General features: G+C 58.7%; 16 protein-coding genes and 1 pseudogene. 3 read left to right on the top strand and 14 right to left on the bottom strand.

Annotated elements, in window-relative coordinates:
• Window positions 1–115: 115 nt before the first annotated feature.
• From lpxB to ppk2, 6 genes are read right to left on the bottom strand one after another with little or no spacing between them, the layout of a single operon-like run.
• Entirely contained in the window at window positions 116–1,252 is a 1,137-nt protein-coding gene (gene lpxB, locus BUB54_RS03220) for a lipid-A-disaccharide synthase (protein ID WP_048880093.1), read from the bottom strand.
• A complete protein-coding gene (locus BUB54_RS03215) occupies window positions 1,249–2,115 on the bottom strand; it encodes a carbon-nitrogen hydrolase family protein (protein ID WP_048880092.1) in 867 nt (288 codons plus the stop codon). Before BUB54_RS03215 ends, lpxB begins: the two co-directional genes overlap by 4 nt.
• Window positions 2,112–2,702 carry a GNAT family N-acetyltransferase gene (locus BUB54_RS03210; protein ID WP_048880091.1) on the bottom strand — a complete coding sequence of 197 codons (591 nt, stop codon included), beginning with the start codon at window positions 2,700–2,702 and terminating at the stop codon, window positions 2,112–2,114. Before BUB54_RS03210 ends, BUB54_RS03215 begins: the two co-directional genes overlap by 4 nt.
• A 42-nt stretch (window positions 2,703–2,744) precedes the next feature.
• Window positions 2,745–4,388, bottom strand: a complete 1,644-nt coding sequence (locus BUB54_RS03205; protein ID WP_052948431.1) for a cytochrome c — start codon at window positions 4,386–4,388, stop codon at window positions 2,745–2,747.
• A gap of 60 nt (window positions 4,389–4,448) precedes the next feature.
• Entirely contained in the window at window positions 4,449–4,835 is a 387-nt protein-coding gene (gene hisI / locus BUB54_RS03200; protein ID WP_048880090.1) for a phosphoribosyl-AMP cyclohydrolase, read from the bottom strand.
• Window positions 4,836–4,866: 31 nt separating this feature from the next.
• The gene (gene ppk2, locus BUB54_RS03195) at window positions 4,867–5,622 is read right to left on the bottom strand and encodes a polyphosphate kinase 2 (RefSeq protein ID WP_048880089.1); all 756 of its coding nucleotides are present in this window, start codon (window positions 5,620–5,622) and stop codon (window positions 4,867–4,869) included.
• A 77-nt stretch (window positions 5,623–5,699) separates the two neighbouring features.
• Between ppk2 and BUB54_RS03190 the strand changes: the two genes are divergently transcribed.
• On the top strand, window positions 5,700–6,083 hold the full coding sequence (locus BUB54_RS03190; RefSeq protein ID WP_048880088.1) for a nuclear transport factor 2 family protein: 384 nt from the start codon (window positions 5,700–5,702) through the stop codon (window positions 6,081–6,083).
• A 41-nt stretch (window positions 6,084–6,124) separates the two neighbouring features.
• Here the strand turns inward: BUB54_RS03190 and BUB54_RS03185 are convergent, their stop codons facing one another.
• Both BUB54_RS03185 and BUB54_RS03180 read right to left on the bottom strand, forming a co-directional pair.
• Window positions 6,125–7,405, bottom strand: coding sequence for a carbohydrate porin (locus BUB54_RS03185; protein WP_082075760.1), 1,281 nt, complete (start codon window positions 7,403–7,405; stop codon window positions 6,125–6,127).
• Between the two features lie 169 nt (window positions 7,406–7,574).
• Entirely contained in the window at window positions 7,575–8,057 is a 483-nt protein-coding gene (locus BUB54_RS03180) for a GNAT family N-acetyltransferase (protein WP_048880086.1), read from the bottom strand.
• Window positions 8,058–8,071: 14 nt separating this feature from the next.
• Between BUB54_RS03180 and BUB54_RS03175 the strand changes: the two genes are divergently transcribed.
• Complete coding sequence (locus BUB54_RS03175) at window positions 8,072–8,323, top strand: glycosyltransferase family protein (protein WP_073211242.1); 252 nt, start codon at window positions 8,072–8,074, stop codon at window positions 8,321–8,323.
• A gap of 196 nt (window positions 8,324–8,519) precedes the next feature.
• Entirely contained in the window at window positions 8,520–9,059 is a 540-nt protein-coding gene (gene infC / locus BUB54_RS03170) for a translation initiation factor IF-3 (protein WP_048880085.1), read from the top strand.
• A 618-nt stretch (window positions 9,060–9,677) separates the two neighbouring features.
• On the opposite strand, the pseudogene BUB54_RS21380 reads toward infC, so the two are convergent.
• The 6 genes and pseudogenes from BUB54_RS21380 to BUB54_RS03140 all read right to left on the bottom strand — a co-directional run.
• Window positions 9,678–9,951, bottom strand: a pseudogene (locus tag BUB54_RS21380) (DUF4167 domain-containing protein); the annotation flags it as partial.
• Window positions 9,952–10,098: 147 nt separating this feature from the next.
• The gene (gene prmC, locus BUB54_RS03160) at window positions 10,099–10,923 is read right to left on the bottom strand and encodes a peptide chain release factor N(5)-glutamine methyltransferase (protein WP_048880084.1); all 825 of its coding nucleotides are present in this window, start codon (window positions 10,921–10,923) and stop codon (window positions 10,099–10,101) included.
• Window positions 10,920–11,981 (bottom strand): peptide chain release factor 1, encoded by a 1,062-nt coding sequence (gene prfA / locus BUB54_RS03155; RefSeq protein WP_048880083.1) that lies wholly within the window; start codon window positions 11,979–11,981, stop codon window positions 10,920–10,922. Before prfA ends, prmC begins: the two co-directional genes overlap by 4 nt.
• A complete protein-coding gene (gene hisS, locus BUB54_RS03150) occupies window positions 11,978–13,201 on the bottom strand; it encodes a histidine--tRNA ligase (RefSeq protein WP_048880082.1) in 1,224 nt (407 codons plus the stop codon). Before hisS ends, prfA begins: the two co-directional genes overlap by 4 nt.
• Window positions 13,202–13,276: 75 nt before the next feature.
• Window positions 13,277–14,401: a flavodoxin-dependent (E)-4-hydroxy-3-methylbut-2-enyl-diphosphate synthase gene (ispG, locus tag BUB54_RS03145; RefSeq protein WP_048880081.1), complete on the bottom strand. Its 1,125-nt coding sequence runs from the start codon at window positions 14,399–14,401 to the stop codon at window positions 13,277–13,279.
• Window positions 14,402–14,410: 9 nt separating this feature from the next.
• Window positions 14,411–15,478 (bottom strand): helix-turn-helix domain-containing protein, encoded by a 1,068-nt coding sequence (locus BUB54_RS03140; RefSeq protein ID WP_048880080.1) that lies wholly within the window; start codon window positions 15,476–15,478, stop codon window positions 14,411–14,413.
• Window positions 15,479–15,509: the final 31 nt, after the last annotated feature.

Below are 15,509 nucleotides of genomic sequence, written 5' to 3'. Positions count from 1 at the left end.
CGGCGGAGGATGGGGAGTTGATGGCGTTAAGGCTCAGGACCAATTCCCTTTGAATTTACGAGTTGGCTATGAATCAACCAGACAATCCTTAAGTTTTGTTTGCCATCTCAAATGGTCAGAGAAGCTCAAGAATGGCCTGTGCCGCCGCGTCTGATGGCATCCCTTCGGGCGCGCGCAAGCTGGCCAACGCGGTGGCGAAGCCCGCGCGCTGGGTGTTAGCCATGGGCGGGTCGTTCAACAGGTCGAAAAGTGTTTCGGATAGCCTGTCCGACCGGCAGTCTTCCTGAAGGAGTTCCGGCACCAGGGCTTGCCCGCCAAGCAGGTTGATCATAGCCACATAAGGCACCTTAATCAGCCGCCGGCCCAGAAAGGCGGAGATGGGATTCACCTTGTAGGTCACGGCCATGGGCACGCCCGCCATCGCCAGTTCAAGCGTTGAAGTCCCGGATTTGGTAAGCCCGGCATGAGCGGCGGAGAAGGCGTCATAACGCTCGGCCACGTCGCGTACGATAATAGGCTGCATCGGCCAGTCCGCGGTATGGGCGATAACGGCCTCGGCAATGCCGGCCGCCGCCGCAACAACAGGTACCAAAGACGGGATTTGCGGTTGCAGCCTGGCCAGCGTCTCCTTGAACACGGGCAGCAAACGCTTGGTTTCAGTTACGCGGGAACCGGGCATCAGCACCAGCGGTATGGCGTTCGGTGCGAGATTATGGGTGGCGCGAAAGCGCGCGGCGTCGCCTTTATTGGCACCGGATTCCAGCACCGGGTGGCCCGTGAAAACCGGGTTCAGCCCATGCGGGGCAAAAAAATCCGGTTCGAAGGGAAGCAGGCAGAGCAGCCTGTCCCACAAACCGGGAAAATGCTTCACTCGCTCTTGCCGCCAAGCCCAGACTTGTGGGGCAACATAATGCACACGCTTTGGGCCGCTGGAACCGATGGCCCTTAACACCCGCAGACAGAAGCCGGGACTGTCAATGGTGAGCAATATATCTGGTTTCTCGGTGCGGATGGCTTCGATGGTCTGGGCAAGTCGTTGTTTCAGATGCAGAACTTTGGGAAGGATTTCCGCCAGCCCCATCAATGCAAGCTCCTGCATGGGAAATAATGAGGTCAGCCCTGCCTCCGCCATGCGGGCGCCTCCAATACCGGAGAAACTGATCTCCGGTGCCTTGGCGCGTAGCGCTTGCATCAGCCGGAAGCCCAGCACGTCGCCGCTGGCTTCACCGGCAATGATAAAGATTTTGGTCATGCCAAGGGCACGATGGGGGAAGGGGGAACAGTTGACCAGTCCCGATGATTCAGAACCGCGCCATTCTGCCTGACCCCGTCGATAGACTCGAAATCCACCTTGGCAAAGACAAGTTTTGGCTCGTTTAGTGCACCCGCAACAGCCACGCCGTCATCCGGGAATCCGACATCGCAAGGGGTGAACAAGGCGGCGTGGCCGACATTCACATCGATGGAGCCTGACCAGTCCGCTTCGCCGATGAGCGGGATGACGGCGGTATAGCATTGATTCTCGACAGCCCGGGCTCTGGCCGAAAATCGGACGCGGTTGAACCCGGCAGGAGACGCGGTGCAGCACGGCACCAAAATCAGCTTCGCCCCCGCCGCCACTTGCGGACGGACATGCAGGGGAAACTCGGAATCATAGCAGATGGAAATGCCAATCCTCCCAAATTTCGTCTCGAATACTTTTGGCACAGCCCCGCCTGCGATGCCCCACTCCTCTTCCTCAAAGCGCGTCATGGCCTGCTTGTCCTGGAATTCAAGCTGACCGGAAGGGGCGATAAAAGGCGCGCGGTTGCGGATTTTGCCGTCAGAATCCCGCATCGGCAGCGAACCGCCCAGTATGTAGAGCTTGTGGCGCTTGGCAATCTCCACCAGGGCGGTCAGAATCTCGGATGATTTATCAACGGCATAAATCAGTTCTGCCTCAATATCTGGGGCTTTGATCTCAGCGCCCGCGCACACCATTGCGGCATATTCCGGCAAGGCCAGCAGGTCGGCGCCAGCCAAGGCGGCTTCGGCGGCCAAGCGTTCGATCCGCAGCAGAAAAGCCTTAAAGCTGGAAGGTGGTGAAACACCGAAGGGGGCGAGGGCGAGTTTCATAGCGTTTTGGTCCAGAAGGTCAGATGCTTTGTTGTGTCACTGGCTTCACCGATATCACGCCAGGACATTGAGCAGACGAGGTTATCGTGCCGTTGATACCCACGGCGGCGCCAAAATTCATCCAGAGGGACGTAATCTTTGGGGCGCAGCTTGTGGTTGGAGGGGCGCTGCACGGCGCAGAAACAGGTGGTCTCATACCCGGCGGCCTGGGCTTCGCGGGCCTTAAAAAAGGCAACACCCACGCCGCGCCCACGATAGGCAGGCAGCAGCACGCTTTCGCCGAAATATAAGATACGGGAAATATCCAGCCGGGCATTGAGAAAAGGCTGCTGCACATTCGGGGTTTCGGCCGCGAGGGGCAGGCATGTGGAGGCCCCAACAATTTGCCCTTCATCTTTCGCCAAAACGATCGCCGCGCCGGGGACCTCTAGATAAGTACGGAGATAAGTCCGCTCATAAGCTTCATCGCCCTCATACAGATAAGGAAAGGCGCGGAAAACCACTGTCCTTAACTTCGCCAGGGCAGGCAGGGCGGATTTGGCCGCGGAGCCGGAAAGTGTTTCTATGGTCAGGGCTGGCGGGCTCATGACGGGCAGAATGTCTGCCCGCCGCCCGCCTGCCAAGCCCTGTTAGTGAGCTTTGATCAAAGGTTGTGCGGAGGCGATGAAATCCTTCAACGCGCTCTTCTTGTCCGAGAGGCTCATGTCCGGGGTGTTGGCCAGCACTGGGCAATAGGCTGCGACCAGTGTGTTGGTGAGATTCTCGTCGCTGATGGAGCTGTTATTGGCCCGCACCGCAGTAATGAGCTGGCGGGTGCGGTTGGCCAGCGTGGCTTGGGTGACGCCCTGGTAAATTCCGAGCAGCTTGTTGCCAGGGTTGGCGACGGTGCCATGCCCGCCGGCCGGGGAAACACGCGGGCAACCCAGCTTGTCCGAAGCTTCGTTGGCGATTGGCGGCAGGTCACCAACGCCGCGCAGCTTCATCACCAGGGCTGGCGTGGCGTCCGCCGCACCCTTATTGCCCCAGGCAGTGCGGACATAGTTGGTGATGTCGGCAATTTCCTGGTCATTCATCTCCGCGCCGAAGGCGGGCATTCTCGGCCCAGGATTGGCCCAGCTACCCAGCCCGTTCAGCACAGCTCCGATCACATTGAAGGGCTGTTCAGCCGTCACGGAATCATTGCCTGCGAGGTCAGGCACGAAATGCGGAGGCATGCCACCACCGGTCTTGCCATGGCAACCATCGCAATTCGCCATGTAGAGCACTTTGCCGCGCGCGATGGAGGCATCGGCGTCCGCGACCGCAGGGGCGGGCGGGGTCACCTGCGGTTTGGTGCCGTGTTGCAGATAGTCAGCAATGTCTTCGATATCAGAAACAGGGAGCTTGCTGGTGGAATGGTCTGTCATGTCGCCCATGGCGCCATAGGGCGAACCTTTCACGAGGTTGCCGTCATTATGCAAATACGCAATGAGATCCGCTTTGCTCCAACCGCCGACACCATAGGTTTTGTCTGATGAGATATTCGGGGCAAAGAGATTGTCGATCGGCGCGCCTGCGAAGGCTTTGCTGGCGATAGTCGCTTCCATCATGTTGCGCGGCGTATGGCATTCACCACAATGGCCCAAGGCCACCGTGAGGTAGGCCCCGTTCTTCATGTGCTCATCCCAGCTCGGGTTCATGTGCATCGGCCCGGGGTTGAAGAAGAGGAGGCGCCATCCCAGTAGAACCGGACGCTGGTTGAAGGGGAAGCTCATCGTGCTTGGCTCGCGCGGGGCGTGAACCGGCGGCAGGGAGTCCAGATACGCCTTAATGGCCATCACATCCGCGTAAGACAGCTTCGTGTAGGATGTGTAAGGCATTGCTGGGTAAAGATATTTCGGGAACACCAGAAAGTTGCGGCCCGGGGAAATACCGTAATGCAGCGCGTTATAGAACTGCTTGTCTGTCCAGCGGCCGATGCCGGTTGCCTTGTCTGGCGTGATATTGGGGGTGGAGAGCCCGCCAAAGGGGGTGTGCATCATTAGCCCGCCCGAGAAAGGTGCGTTCCCTGGCCCGGTATGACAGGGCATGCAATCCGCCGCCGTGGTGAGATATTTGCCGCGTGCGATCAGCGCGGCTTGGTCCGTGGGAGCAGAGAGCGACGCCGCAGGGTAGTCCTGAGTGTCATTGGCTGACGCCATCCGGCAGGTGACAATCGCGCCTAGTCCCAGAGCCAGGACGGCGGCGGCAAGAAGCGGGCGTAAAGCGTGCAAACGCGGCTTTCTGGCAGGCATGAGACTATTCCCTGAAACTCTTTCGTTCTGGGGCCATTTCGCCGAAACAGCGACCTGTAATCAAGTCTGGCGGTAAAGTGTGTCAGGATGGATTATTGGCGCTGCAATCTTAATCAGGTCGCCGTCGCGAATAGCGGTGTAAAAACAGCTTCTGCGCCCTGTGTGACAAGCGACTCCATGTTGGTTCACCAGCAGCAGCAGCGCATCGCCATCGCAATCCAGGCGCATTTCCACCAGCTTCTGAACTTGGCCGGAGGTCTCCCCTTTACGCCAGAGCTTGCCGCGTGAGCGGGAGTAGTAGCAAACCTGCCCGGTACGCAGCGTTTCCTCCACGGCCTCTTGGTTCATCCAGGCCAGCATCAGCACCTCGCCGGTATCATGCTGCTGAGCAATGGCGGCGACAAGACCGTTGGAGTCGAACTTCAAGGCGGAGAGAATTTTGTTCATGCGGCCAGATGAGGGATGGGGATGGGCGAAGTCAACGCGCCAACATGCCGTTGGTCAGGCAGGTTTCATCGAACCGGCAGATGATTTTTCCGTCCACCTCTTGTTTGGTGGCGTTCTTATATTCGATTCGGGTGATAAGGTCGCCAATAACTGCCAGCCGGGCGGCTTTTTTGTCGTTGGCGCGCACTACGATCCAGGGTGAGGAGGCGCTGTCCGAGCCCATCAGCATGGCGTCACGGGCCTCCGTATAATCGTCGAAATGCTTCAGCGCCTTTTCATCGATCGGGCTGATTTTCCATTGTTTCAACGGGTCTTCGCGCCGGGCTTCTAGGCGCTTCTTCTGCTCTTTGCGGTCGATATCGAGGTAATATTTTACGATGGTGATACCCGCTTCGCCCAGCATAGACTCAAAGAGCGGCACCGTGCGCATAAATTCACGATACTCAGCGTCGGAGCAGAAGCCCATCACCTTCTCCACCCCGGCGCGGTTGTACCAGGAGCGGTTGAACAGCACTATTTCTCCCGCTGCGGGCAGGTGCTCTACATAACGTTGGAAATACCATTGGGTTGTTTCGACATCCGAGGGCTTCGGCAGGGCTACGACCCGGATATCGCGCGGAGAGAGATGCTCGATGATGCGTTTGATTGTGCCATCCTTACCGGCGCCATCGCGGCCTTCCAGGATGATCAATAACTTGCGCCCCTCAGTGATGATGTGGCGTTGTAGCTTTACCAGCTCGATTTGCAGATGAAGGAGCTGTTTGTCGTAACCATGTTCCTTGCCCATGGAGGAACCATAGGCGCGAAATCTCACTTGTGTAAAATCAACCCTATTACAGGGTTTGGCAGAGACAGGAGAGAGGGATGCGGAATGAAGTTTGTGCGGTGGCAACGGCGTTGATCGCCGCGTTTGAGGCGAATGACCGGGATGAATATTTCAGCTTCTTTGCACCGGAGGCGCGGTTCATTTTTCAGACAGTGCCATTCGTGATGCAAAGCCGGGCCATTTATGAGGCGGAATATGACCGCTGGGTGCGCGAGGATGGGTTTGAGGTGCTGCAATGCGACAGCACGCATCAACAGGCAGATATTTATGGTGACAGCGCCGTTTTCACCCATCAGACCTTTACCCGAATCCGGACAAAGGCGGGGGAAAGCGCTTTTCAGGAACGTGAAACCATCATCTTCACTCGCCGGGATGGAAAGTGGATGGCGGTGCATGAACATCTCTCATTGATGCAGGGGTGAAAGATACGGAGAAGCCGCTTCCAGCTTCCCCGTCCTGCTATTTAAAAAGTCACGATCCCGCGCATCCCGACCACCAGCTCATTCCCCAGCTTCTTGTTGGTATTGTTCGGGTCAACAATGCCGCCACCGGGGTTGATGATATATTGCAGGTCCGGCTGCAGCACGAGCCAGGGGGTTGCCTGCGCCTGATAAGTGGCATCGATCAGCGCTTCGGTGCCGGGCCTGCGGCCGCTGGTGACCGCGATGGCATCGGCCGCGCGGGAGGAAACATGAGCGAGGCCAAAATCCATCCCGGCGTGGTCCTTGTCACGGCCCGGCAGCGGGGCAGTCAGGTTGAAACCGCCATTAAAGCCGAAATCCACGAGATTCTGATCCCCCGGCGCCCCCATGATCCGCCCGAACACATTCAGTGTTTGGTTGCTATTGGTGGGGGATTGCCAGACCGTCTGATCCACAACGCCATAGAGGCTGTAATTACCGCGATGGTTGTAGCTGTAAAGCTGGTCAGGGAAATTTGCTGAATCATACCAGCCGCCAAACTTATAAGTGCCAGGCAAGGAGAATAGTTTGGTGCTGTATTGGAGTTCTGCGATCCAGAGAGCGCCGTTATTCAAATTGAAACGCCCGCCGCGCGGGTCCAGCGCTTGCTGGTTGTCATCAAACGCACCGCCACCGGGATTGTCGTCGAATACACCGGCCAGGATGGCGATATGGTCATTCGGTTTGAAATGCGCGCTTATGCCCAAGGAACTCAGCGGGTAAGCCGGCCCCCCGCCATAAAGGTCAACTGAGGGGATGATCGGCCAGCCGGCCATGGTGTTCACGAACAGGCTGGAATAATCGCTGACCATGAACTCGTTATCGATGCTTTGCTGGCCGAGTTTGATGTCGAATTTCCCGTCCGGCGTGGCCTGGTCGTACCAAAGCTCCCAGAGGCGGGTAGAATTGTCGCCCTCATTGCCATTAGCGGCCTGAAGGTTGTCCAGATAATACTGGCTGAGCGCCCGCCCGTGAATCTGAAGGGCCGAGGCATGAAATGTTCCCCCCTGAATACCGAACGCTTTGCCAGTATCCACATCCATGGTCATGGTGGTGACGCCTTGCATGGTAGCGCCTGTTTTTGTGCCGCCCGAGGCATTTGCCAGCAGATTTTCGGAATCATTGATCCCGATGGTGACGCCATCGGCTGCCAGGGCAGGGCGTAGCCCGCCCCAATCACCCAACAGCCCATCATTATCATCTTGCTGCGCCATGGCCGGCGCCGCCAGCATGGTCAGCAGTGCGCAGAGGCTAGTACCGCTCCAGCTCTTCGAGACTCTCATAACTACTCCTCGTCTGTTCGGCTGATCTGCTTTGAGGAGGCAGGTCAGCCAGGCGACTTATATGCAAATGAGAATAAATTGCAATAAAGGTGCTCAGTAATGATATAGTATAGCGTACGCAGCTAATCGCAATAGGAACGCTATAAAAAGAAGAGTTATATGAAGAGGGTTAAAGGTGCCGGAACATCACCAGCGCATCAACATCACCTTGTTCATGATGCTGGAATGCGCCGGGCAACCGCCCGATGGTAACAAACCCCATATGTTGCCAGAGCCCAATGGCGCGGAGGTTGGTGCTGACCACGAGATTGAACTGCATGGCCCGGAAGCCGGCTTCCCGCGCTGCTTCCAGGGAATGCGCGCACATGGCTTTCGCAATACCCTGACCCGCCGCCCAGGAGGCGGTGACATAGCCGCAATTTGCAACATGCGCGCCGCCGCCCGCTTGGTTGGCGCGCAGGTAATAAGTCCCGGTGACGCGGCCGTCTTTTATCGCAACGAAACTTTGTTTTTCAGGAGCCAGCCAGTAGGTGAGGGCCTGTTCACGGGTCCAGTCTCGCGGCAGAGCGTAGGTGTCCCCGGCCTTGAGCATGGGCGACAGAATTTGCCAGATAGCCTCTTCATCCCCTGGCTGCACTTGGCGAATGATCATGATGGGATTTTCATATGTCTCGCCCCTCTTGCCAAGTGCTGGACGCGCTTCGCACCACCGCGCATAACCCGTATTGTTCACAGAGAAAGCAGGCTATGCCGAAGATTGTGTGCTTCACGCGTATCTTTAACGAAGACGATATTACCGAGGCTTTCGTGCGTCACCACGCAACGCATGTAGATGAGATGCTGTTTCTGGATGATGGCAGCTCTGACCGCACGGTTGAGATTCTCACGGCTTTAAGGGGCGAGGCCGTTGCTGGATGACTCGGGCGAGGCCAAGACACTTGTGGATAACTTGAATGCCCGCCGGCAGCTTTTGTTTTAATCGCTTGGACATTGAAAAATGGCTTGGAAGCGCTAATTAGCAGTTAGCTTTTACGGTGTCAGTGGATGGCGCATTGCATTTCGTCACCATTTCGGCTTAAGCCGGAGGCCACCAACCGAAACAGGAGACTTTCCGATAGCCAGACCGCCAGCGCCACCCGTTCCTCCCTCCCGTGAGGGCCCCCGGGTCAACGAAGAAATCAGAATCCCGCAGGTTCGTCTGATCGACCAAGATGGTGAAATGATCGGGGTGCTTAGCACCAGGGACGCGATCGCGCGTGCCTATGGCGTTGGGCTCGACCTGGTTGAGATCAGCCCGAATGCCGAACCACCGGTTGCCAAAATTCTCGATTACGGCAAGTTCAAATACGAACAGCAAAAGAAGCGTAACGAGGCCCGCAAGAAGCAGAAAGTCGTCGAAATCAAGGAGGTGAAAGTTCGCCCCAATATCGACGAGAATGACTACCAAGTGAAGCTGCGCGCGATGAAGAGCTTTATTGGCGAGGGCGACAAGGTGAAGGTCACTTTGCGTTTCCGTGGCCGCGAAATGGCGCATCAGGAGTTGGGCGTGAAGGTACTGGAGCGTATCCGTGGCGACATGGAGGCTGACACCAAGGTTGAGCAGATGCCAAAACTGGAAATGCGCCAGATGGTTATGGTATTGGCGCCGAAATAAGCGTAGGCCGTTCTAAACCAAAAAGCCCGGTATTTTACCGGGCTTTTTATTTGGTTGGGCCGTACGGCCCGGATTATTCAGCTTTCTCTTTTTCTGCCGCAGTGGCCTTTGTGGTCTTGGGGGTGGTTTTGCCGCGCGGCGGACGGCCACGGCGTTTGGGCGCGGGCGCGGCAGGTTCGGTCAGGGTGAGCTCAGGGGCGTTTGCCGGCGGAGCGTCTGCCACAATGGGAATGGCGCGCGGTTCAGCGGTGTCCTGCTTGGCTTCCGGCTTCACCTCGGGTTGCTCGCCCAGTCCAACTGGTTCTTCCTGGGAAGCGGCGCGCAGCTCAGCTTCCAGCGCGGAGCTGATATCGATGGGGGTGTCGGCAATGGGGGCGGCAGGCCGGTATTGGCGCTCCTGACGCTCCTGGCGTTCTCGCGGCTGAAAATCCTGACGCTGGCGCGGTTCGAAGCGGCGCTCCTGACGGCTTTCGCGGTTGTCTTGCCGTTCTTGCCGTGGCTCACGGCCTTCTTGGGCCTCGCCTTCAGCCGATTCACGGCGCTGTGCGTCGCCACCCTGATGCGGATTATTATAGCGTGCCTCACTATTCTGGCTCTGGCCCGGCGGAGGCAGCCCCTGCGCAGCATTAATGGCGCTCAGAACACGGAAATAATGTTCGGCATGCTGGTAATAGGCTTCGCTCAGCACCCGGTCAGCTGAGGAGGCGGCGTCACGCGCTAACTGCGTGTATTTGTCGAATAGCTGCTGCGCCGTGCCGCGTACGCGCATCTCCGGGCCGGAGCTGTCAAAAACGTGGTTGCGGTTGAGCGGAATGCCGTTTTGCTGGTTGCGAAACCCACCTCCGCCGCCACCGGAGCGGTGGTTGCGTCCACGCATGCGCTTCATGTTCATCGGCTCGTGTCTATCCTCGTCTGCTGGCTTGCACGGTGCGGCATTTCTATGCTTCGCCTTTGTTGGCTCCAGCCCTAGCTAGAGACTCGTAGGCGAATCGGCCCGTGCAGCTTGTGATTAGCGACAAAATTTCATTCTGCCAATCGCTTATTTGCAGAATTTGACGATTATGGCGCGCTCTATGCCCGCTAGGTCACAGCGTAGTGAGGTTTCAAACCCCGCTTCATGCGCCAACATAGAAACAGATTTAGCCTGTCTGGCGCCAAGTTCAAGGACAGCCTGACCGTTTGGGGTCAAAATTCTAGGCAAATCCGCGATAATTTGTCGATAAGCCATGAGGCCGCTGGCCCCGCCATCCAGCGCCAGGGCAGGCTCATGCGCTGTTACCTCGGGCATCAGCCCGGGAATGTCGGCACTTTCGATATAAGGCGGGTTGGAAAGAACAAAATCGAACTGATGATTGAGCGCGCTGGCCCAGCTTCCGGCCAGAAAGGCGGCCCGGCGGGCCAGACCCAGATGCTTCGCGTTATTGTGGGCAAGGCGCGCAGCGTCTGGATTCAAATCAACCCCCACGCCGAAAGCGGTGGGGAATTCATGCAGGCAGGCCAGCAACAGGCAGCCCGTGCCGGTGCCCAGATCAAGGATCGCACGTGGTGTCTGGCCGGAATCCAGTACGGCTTCCACCAGCGTTTCTGTATCTGGCCGGGGGATGAGCGTGGCGGGTGAGGTCAGAAAATCCAGCCCCCAGAACTCTTTATGGCCCGTGATATAAGCCAGTGGCTCGCGCGCGGCGCGGCGGGCGAGGGGGACTGCATAGCAGTGCGGGTCCACCATATCCCGCGCCAGTAGCCCGGCGGCGTTTGTGCCCAGGGCAAAGGCCAGCAGCAGCCGGGCTTCGCGGCGCGGCTCCTCAACTCCGGCTTGTTTCAGCCGCTCGGTTATTTCAGAGAGCGCCTGGGCGGTGGGGATCAAGTCTGTTCCGCCAGCCGGGCCGCTTGATCCTCGGCGATCAGCGCGTCGATAATATCGTCGAACTCACCCAACATCACCCGGTCGATTTTGTGGAGGGTGAGGTTAATCCGGTGGTCCGTTACCCGCCCTTGCGGGAAGTTATAGGTGCGGATGCGCTCGGAGCGGTCTCCGGTGCCAACCTGGGACTTACGGTCGGCGGCGCGGGAGCTGTCCGCCGCGTGGCGTTGCTGCTCATAAAGGCGTGAACGCAGGATCTTCATGGCTTTGGCGCGATTTTTGTGCTGGCTGCGCTCCTCCTGCATCGCCACCACTATGCCCGAGGGAATGTGGGTGATGCGCACGGCAGATTCGGTCTTGTTCACATGCTGTCCGCCAGCGCCCGAGGCACGATAGACATCGATGCGCAGATCGTTTTCGTTAATATCCACATCAACCTCCTCCGCTTCCGGCAATACGGCGACGGTTATGGTGGACGTATGGATGCGCCCTTGCGTTTCCGTCGCGGGCACGCGCTGAACGCGGTGTACCCCGGACTCGAATTTCAGCCTGGCGAAGACGGATTTGCCGGTGATCTCTGCCATGGCGCCTTTAATGCCGCCCAGCTCGTTCTCGTCATAATTCAGCACCTCGAAGCGCCAGCCCTGGAGGGCAGCGTATTTTTGATAAGCGCTGAATAATTCAGCCGCGAATAGCCCGGCCTCATCTCCGCCCGCAGCGGGGCGGATTTCCAGAATGCCGGAGCGGTCGTCGGCTTCGTCTTTCGGCAGCAGGGCTAGCCGCACGGCCATTTCCAGATCTGGAAGTTGCTGTTTCAGCTCGTTCAACTCGGCTTCCGCGAGTTCTTTCATGCCCGGGTCGGCCAGCAACGCCTCGGCCTCTTTAGTCTGTTTTACGGCATCGCGCAGGGCGGAGATTTTCTCCTCCACGGGCGTGAGTTCAGACAGCTCCTTGGACGCTTTAACGAATTCATCGCCAGAGAGAGTGCCAGAGAGCATGAAACGCAGCTCCTCAGCACGGGCCATGATGCGGTCGAGTTTATGCTCCAGCGAGGAACTCATGCGCCAAGCCGTTCCAGAATCGCTTCGGGCGTAACGTCTTCCTGAGAGCCGTCAGTGAGGTTTTTCAACTTGAGGTCGCTGCCCACCAGCACGGCAAAGGCTGCACCTGATTTGTTGGCGCGTTCCAGCCGCTTCTTGGCGTTACCGGAATAGCCGGTTTCAGCCGCGATATTGTTGGCCCGCAGCAGATTCAGGATGCTCAGAGCCTGAGGTTCGGCATCGCCCCCCATGGGGATCACTGCCACCGGCAAGGCGGTCGCAGGCGGGGGGGGGATAAGCATGGACAGTCTTTCAATGCCCGCCCCCCAGCCAATGCCGGGCACGTTGGGGCCGCCCATCTGTTCCACAAGACCATTATAACGCCCACCTGCCATCACCGTGCCTTGCGAGCCCAGCGCATTGGTCACGAATTCAAAGGCGGTGTGGTTATAATAATCCAGCCCGCGTACGATGCGGGGATTTTCCTCGAACGGCACGCCAAAGGCGGTGAGGGCGGATTTCAGGCCCTCATAGAAGGTTGCGGCTTCATCGGTCAGATGCGCGTAGATAAGCGGTGCGTTTTCCACTAGCTTCCTGTCGTTCTCATCCTTGGAATCCAGAATACGCAGCGGGTTTTTCTCCAGCCGCAGTTGGCTGTCCTCAGAAAGCTGGTCCGCATGGGCGGAGAAATAGGCCACCAGCGCGTCGCGATAATTGGCGCGGCTCTGCGCGTCGCCCAACGTATTGATATTGAGCACGACATCCTTGGCGATGCCGAGCTCGTTAAGAATGCGCCAGCCAGCGGAAATCACTTCTGCGTCGGCCAGCGGGGAAGCGGCGCCCAGAAGCTCAACGCCAATCTGATGGAACTGCCGGTAGCGGCCTTTCTGCGGCCGCTCGTACCGGAACATCGGCCCGGCATAAAAGACTTTCTGCGGAAGGGTCTGGGTGAGGCCGCCGGTGATGAGCGCGCGGCATACACCAGCTGTGCCTTCCGGCCGCAGCGTTAGGGAATCACCCCCGCGATCCTCGAACGTGTACATCTCCTTGGTCACCACGTCGGAGGTTTCGCCGAGTGTGCGGGAAAAGACGCGCGTATCCTCAAAGATCGGTGTCTGCCATTCGGAGAAACCATACAGCCTGGTGACGCGGCGCGCAGTTTCGATCACGTGGAAATGCCGGGCCACGTCCTCGCCGATCAGATCCTTCGTGCCGCGTACAGGTTGCAACTGGTTTGCCATATCCGTCCCACCATCAAAACAAAAAAGCCAGGACGGTAGCCCGCCCCGGAGGCCCTGCGTTTCAAAAATGCGAAGCTATTCAGCCGCGAGCTGTGCGGCTTTCCTGTCGGCCTCGATCTGCTCGGCCTTCTTTTCCACCAACTCGACTAGATGGTCCACCATCTGATCGTCAGAGATGGTGTGGTCGGTCTTACCGGAGGCATAGACCATGTGGCGCCCGCTACCGCCGCCGGTGAGGCCGAGATCGGTCATCAGCGCCTCACCAGGACCGTTCACCACGCAGCCGATGATGGACAGCGTGATCGGCGCCTCGATATGGGCGAGGCGTTCTTCCAGCGTTTCCACCGTCTTGATGACGTTGAACCCCTGGCGCGCGCAGGAGGGGCAGGAGATCACGCGCACGCCACGATGGCGGATACCTAGCGATTTCAGAATGTCCCAGCCCACCAGCACCTCTTCTTCCGGTTCGGCGGAGAGGGAGACCCGCATGGTATCGCCAATGCCGGCCCAGAGTAGTGAGCCAAGGCCGATGGAAGATTTGACGGTGCCCGCACGCTTGCCACCCGCCTCGGTGATGCCGATATGCAGGGGGTGGTCGCATTGCTCGGCAAGCTGCTGATAAGCCGCCACGGCCATGAACACGTCAGAGGCCTTCACCGAGATCTTAAATTCGTGGAAGTCGTGATCTTGGAGGATCTTGGCGTGTTCCAGGGCGGATTCCACCAGCGCATCCGGATTGGGCTCGCCGTATTTTTCCAGCAAGTGCTTCTCAAGCGAACCAGCATTTACGCCGATGCGCATGGAGCAATTATGATCGCGCGCGGCCTTAATGACCTCCTTTACGCGCTCCGCGCTGCCAATATTGCCAGGATTGATACGCAGGCAGGCGGCGCCAGCCTCCGCGGCCTCGATCCCGCGCCGGTAATGGAAATGGATATCGGCCACAATGGGCACATTCACGCGCTTCACGATCTCCTTCAGCGCGGCGGTGCTTTCCTCATCCGGGCAGGAGACGCGCACAATGTCCACGCCCGCTTTCTCGGCGCGCAAAATCTGCGCGACGGTGGCTTCCACATCCGTGGTGAGAGTGTTGGTCATGGTCTGCACTGAAATCGGCGCATCGCCACCTACCTTCACATTGCCGACGCTGATCTGCCGGGATTTGCGGCGGTCGATCTGTTGATATTCACGGTAGTTCATAGTGGTCCTTTACGGGGCGGTTCCGGTGGAAGGGGCAGGTGTGGATGACGCGGCGGTGCCGTTGCTGGCAGGCGGGGTAAGCTGATAGCCCCGCAAAACCACACCTTCAGCGCCGAGTGGTTGGCCCGGCTTGCCGTTGGTGGTGATGATGGTGCCGCCAGCATTGCCGGTGGTCATTTTCAGCCCGGCCATCTGCGGTACAGGCCAGCTATCGCCAGCATTCAGCACTTTGCTGAACAAGATGTTGCCATTGGAGGCCGTGACTTGAATCCACGAATTCTGTGTCGCGGTGATCATCATGCCAGCACCGGGCGGCGTTGCTTGCGTGCTTGCCGCGGCCGTTGGGACCGTGGCTGCGGGAGCCGCCGGAGCCACAGCGGTCGCACTGGTTTGCAGCGCTGGGGGCGCGGCTGGCGCTGTGGCCGGTTGGCTGGCAGCGGATTGCGGTACAATTGCCGTGGGTGTGCTAGTGGCAGAAGCAGGTTGGGCTGGGGCTTGCGGTTGCGCCGAGAGGGTGGTGGTTGCCGTTGATGGTGTTGCCGGAGGTTTTGCGGGGGCCGGAGCTGTGTCGGCGGGAGGCGTGACTTTCGGTGGGGTGGTCAAAGGCTGCAACGCGGCAGGTACCTGCGTTACGGATTGTGCGAGGCGGCGCTCGTGCTCGGTATGGCGATACCAAAGGCCATAACCTGCCAGTACGATCACGAAGCCGATCAGGATAAGTGCCCCTTTAGGGACTCCCCGGTCTGGGACCGGCGCCAGAAATTGTACCTCTGTCTTTGGCGCTTCGCCCATTTGCCCTGCGTTGCGGAAGCGGTCCAGGATCTCCTCGCCATTCAACCCTAGCGCTTGGGCGTAAGAGCGCACGAATCCAGCACGGTAGGCCGTGCCGGGCAAAGAGGAAAGATCGCCCGCCTCAATGGCGGACAAGAACTCCGTACGGATACGCAGCCTTTGCGCGATCTCAGGCAATTTTAGCCCAAGCCGCTCTCGAACCTCCCGCAAGCCAGCGCCAACTTGCGCCGCGGGGTGCGTGTATTCAGGTTGTATAGTCCCGGTTCCGGTCAAATGATCTGCCATGCCACCCTGCTTTTACGCCGGAACGGCGCAT

Origin of the sequence: Acidocella aminolytica 101 = DSM 11237, assembly GCF_900129125.1 — a bacterium.
Taxonomy (GTDB): domain Bacteria; phylum Pseudomonadota; class Alphaproteobacteria; order Acetobacterales; family Acetobacteraceae; genus Acidocella; species Acidocella aminolytica.
This window is presented reverse-complemented; position numbering and strand designations above follow the sequence as displayed.

Bases quoted from the DNA above. Each gene is read 5' to 3' on its own strand.
- lpxB (WP_048880093.1), bottom strand. From the start codon at position 1,252: ATGACCAAAATCTTTATCATTGCCGGTGAAGCCAGCGGCGACGTGCTG.
- BUB54_RS03215 (WP_048880092.1), bottom strand. From the start codon at position 2,115: ATGAAACTCGCCCTCGCCCCCTTCGGTGTTTCACCACCTTCCAGCTTT.
- BUB54_RS03210 (WP_048880091.1), bottom strand. From the start codon at position 2,702: ATGAGCCCGCCAGCCCTGACCATAGAAACACTTTCCGGCTCCGCGGCC.
- BUB54_RS03205 (WP_052948431.1), bottom strand. From the start codon at position 4,388: ATGCCTGCCAGAAAGCCGCGTTTGCACGCTTTACGCCCGCTTCTTGCC.
- hisI (WP_048880090.1), bottom strand. From the start codon at position 4,835: ATGAACAAAATTCTCTCCGCCTTGAAGTTCGACTCCAACGGTCTTGTC.
- ppk2 (WP_048880089.1), bottom strand. From the start codon at position 5,622: ATGGGCAAGGAACATGGTTACGACAAACAGCTCCTTCATCTGCAAATC.
- BUB54_RS03190 (WP_048880088.1), top strand. From the start codon at position 5,700: ATGCGGAATGAAGTTTGTGCGGTGGCAACGGCGTTGATCGCCGCGTTT.
- BUB54_RS03185 (WP_082075760.1), bottom strand. From the start codon at position 7,405: ATGAGAGTCTCGAAGAGCTGGAGCGGTACTAGCCTCTGCGCACTGCTG.
- BUB54_RS03180 (WP_048880086.1), bottom strand. From the start codon at position 8,057: ATGATCATTCGCCAAGTGCAGCCAGGGGATGAAGAGGCTATCTGGCAA.
- BUB54_RS03175 (WP_073211242.1), top strand. From the start codon at position 8,072: ATGTCTCGCCCCTCTTGCCAAGTGCTGGACGCGCTTCGCACCACCGCG.
- prfA (WP_048880083.1), bottom strand. From the start codon at position 11,981: ATGAGTTCCTCGCTGGAGCATAAACTCGACCGCATCATGGCCCGTGCT.
- hisS (WP_048880082.1), bottom strand. From the start codon at position 13,201: ATGGCAAACCAGTTGCAACCTGTACGCGGCACGAAGGATCTGATCGGC.
- ispG (WP_048880081.1), bottom strand. From the start codon at position 14,401: ATGAACTACCGTGAATATCAACAGATCGACCGCCGCAAATCCCGGCAG.
- BUB54_RS03140 (WP_048880080.1), bottom strand. From the start codon at position 15,478: ATGGCAGATCATTTGACCGGAACCGGGACTATACAACCTGAATACACG.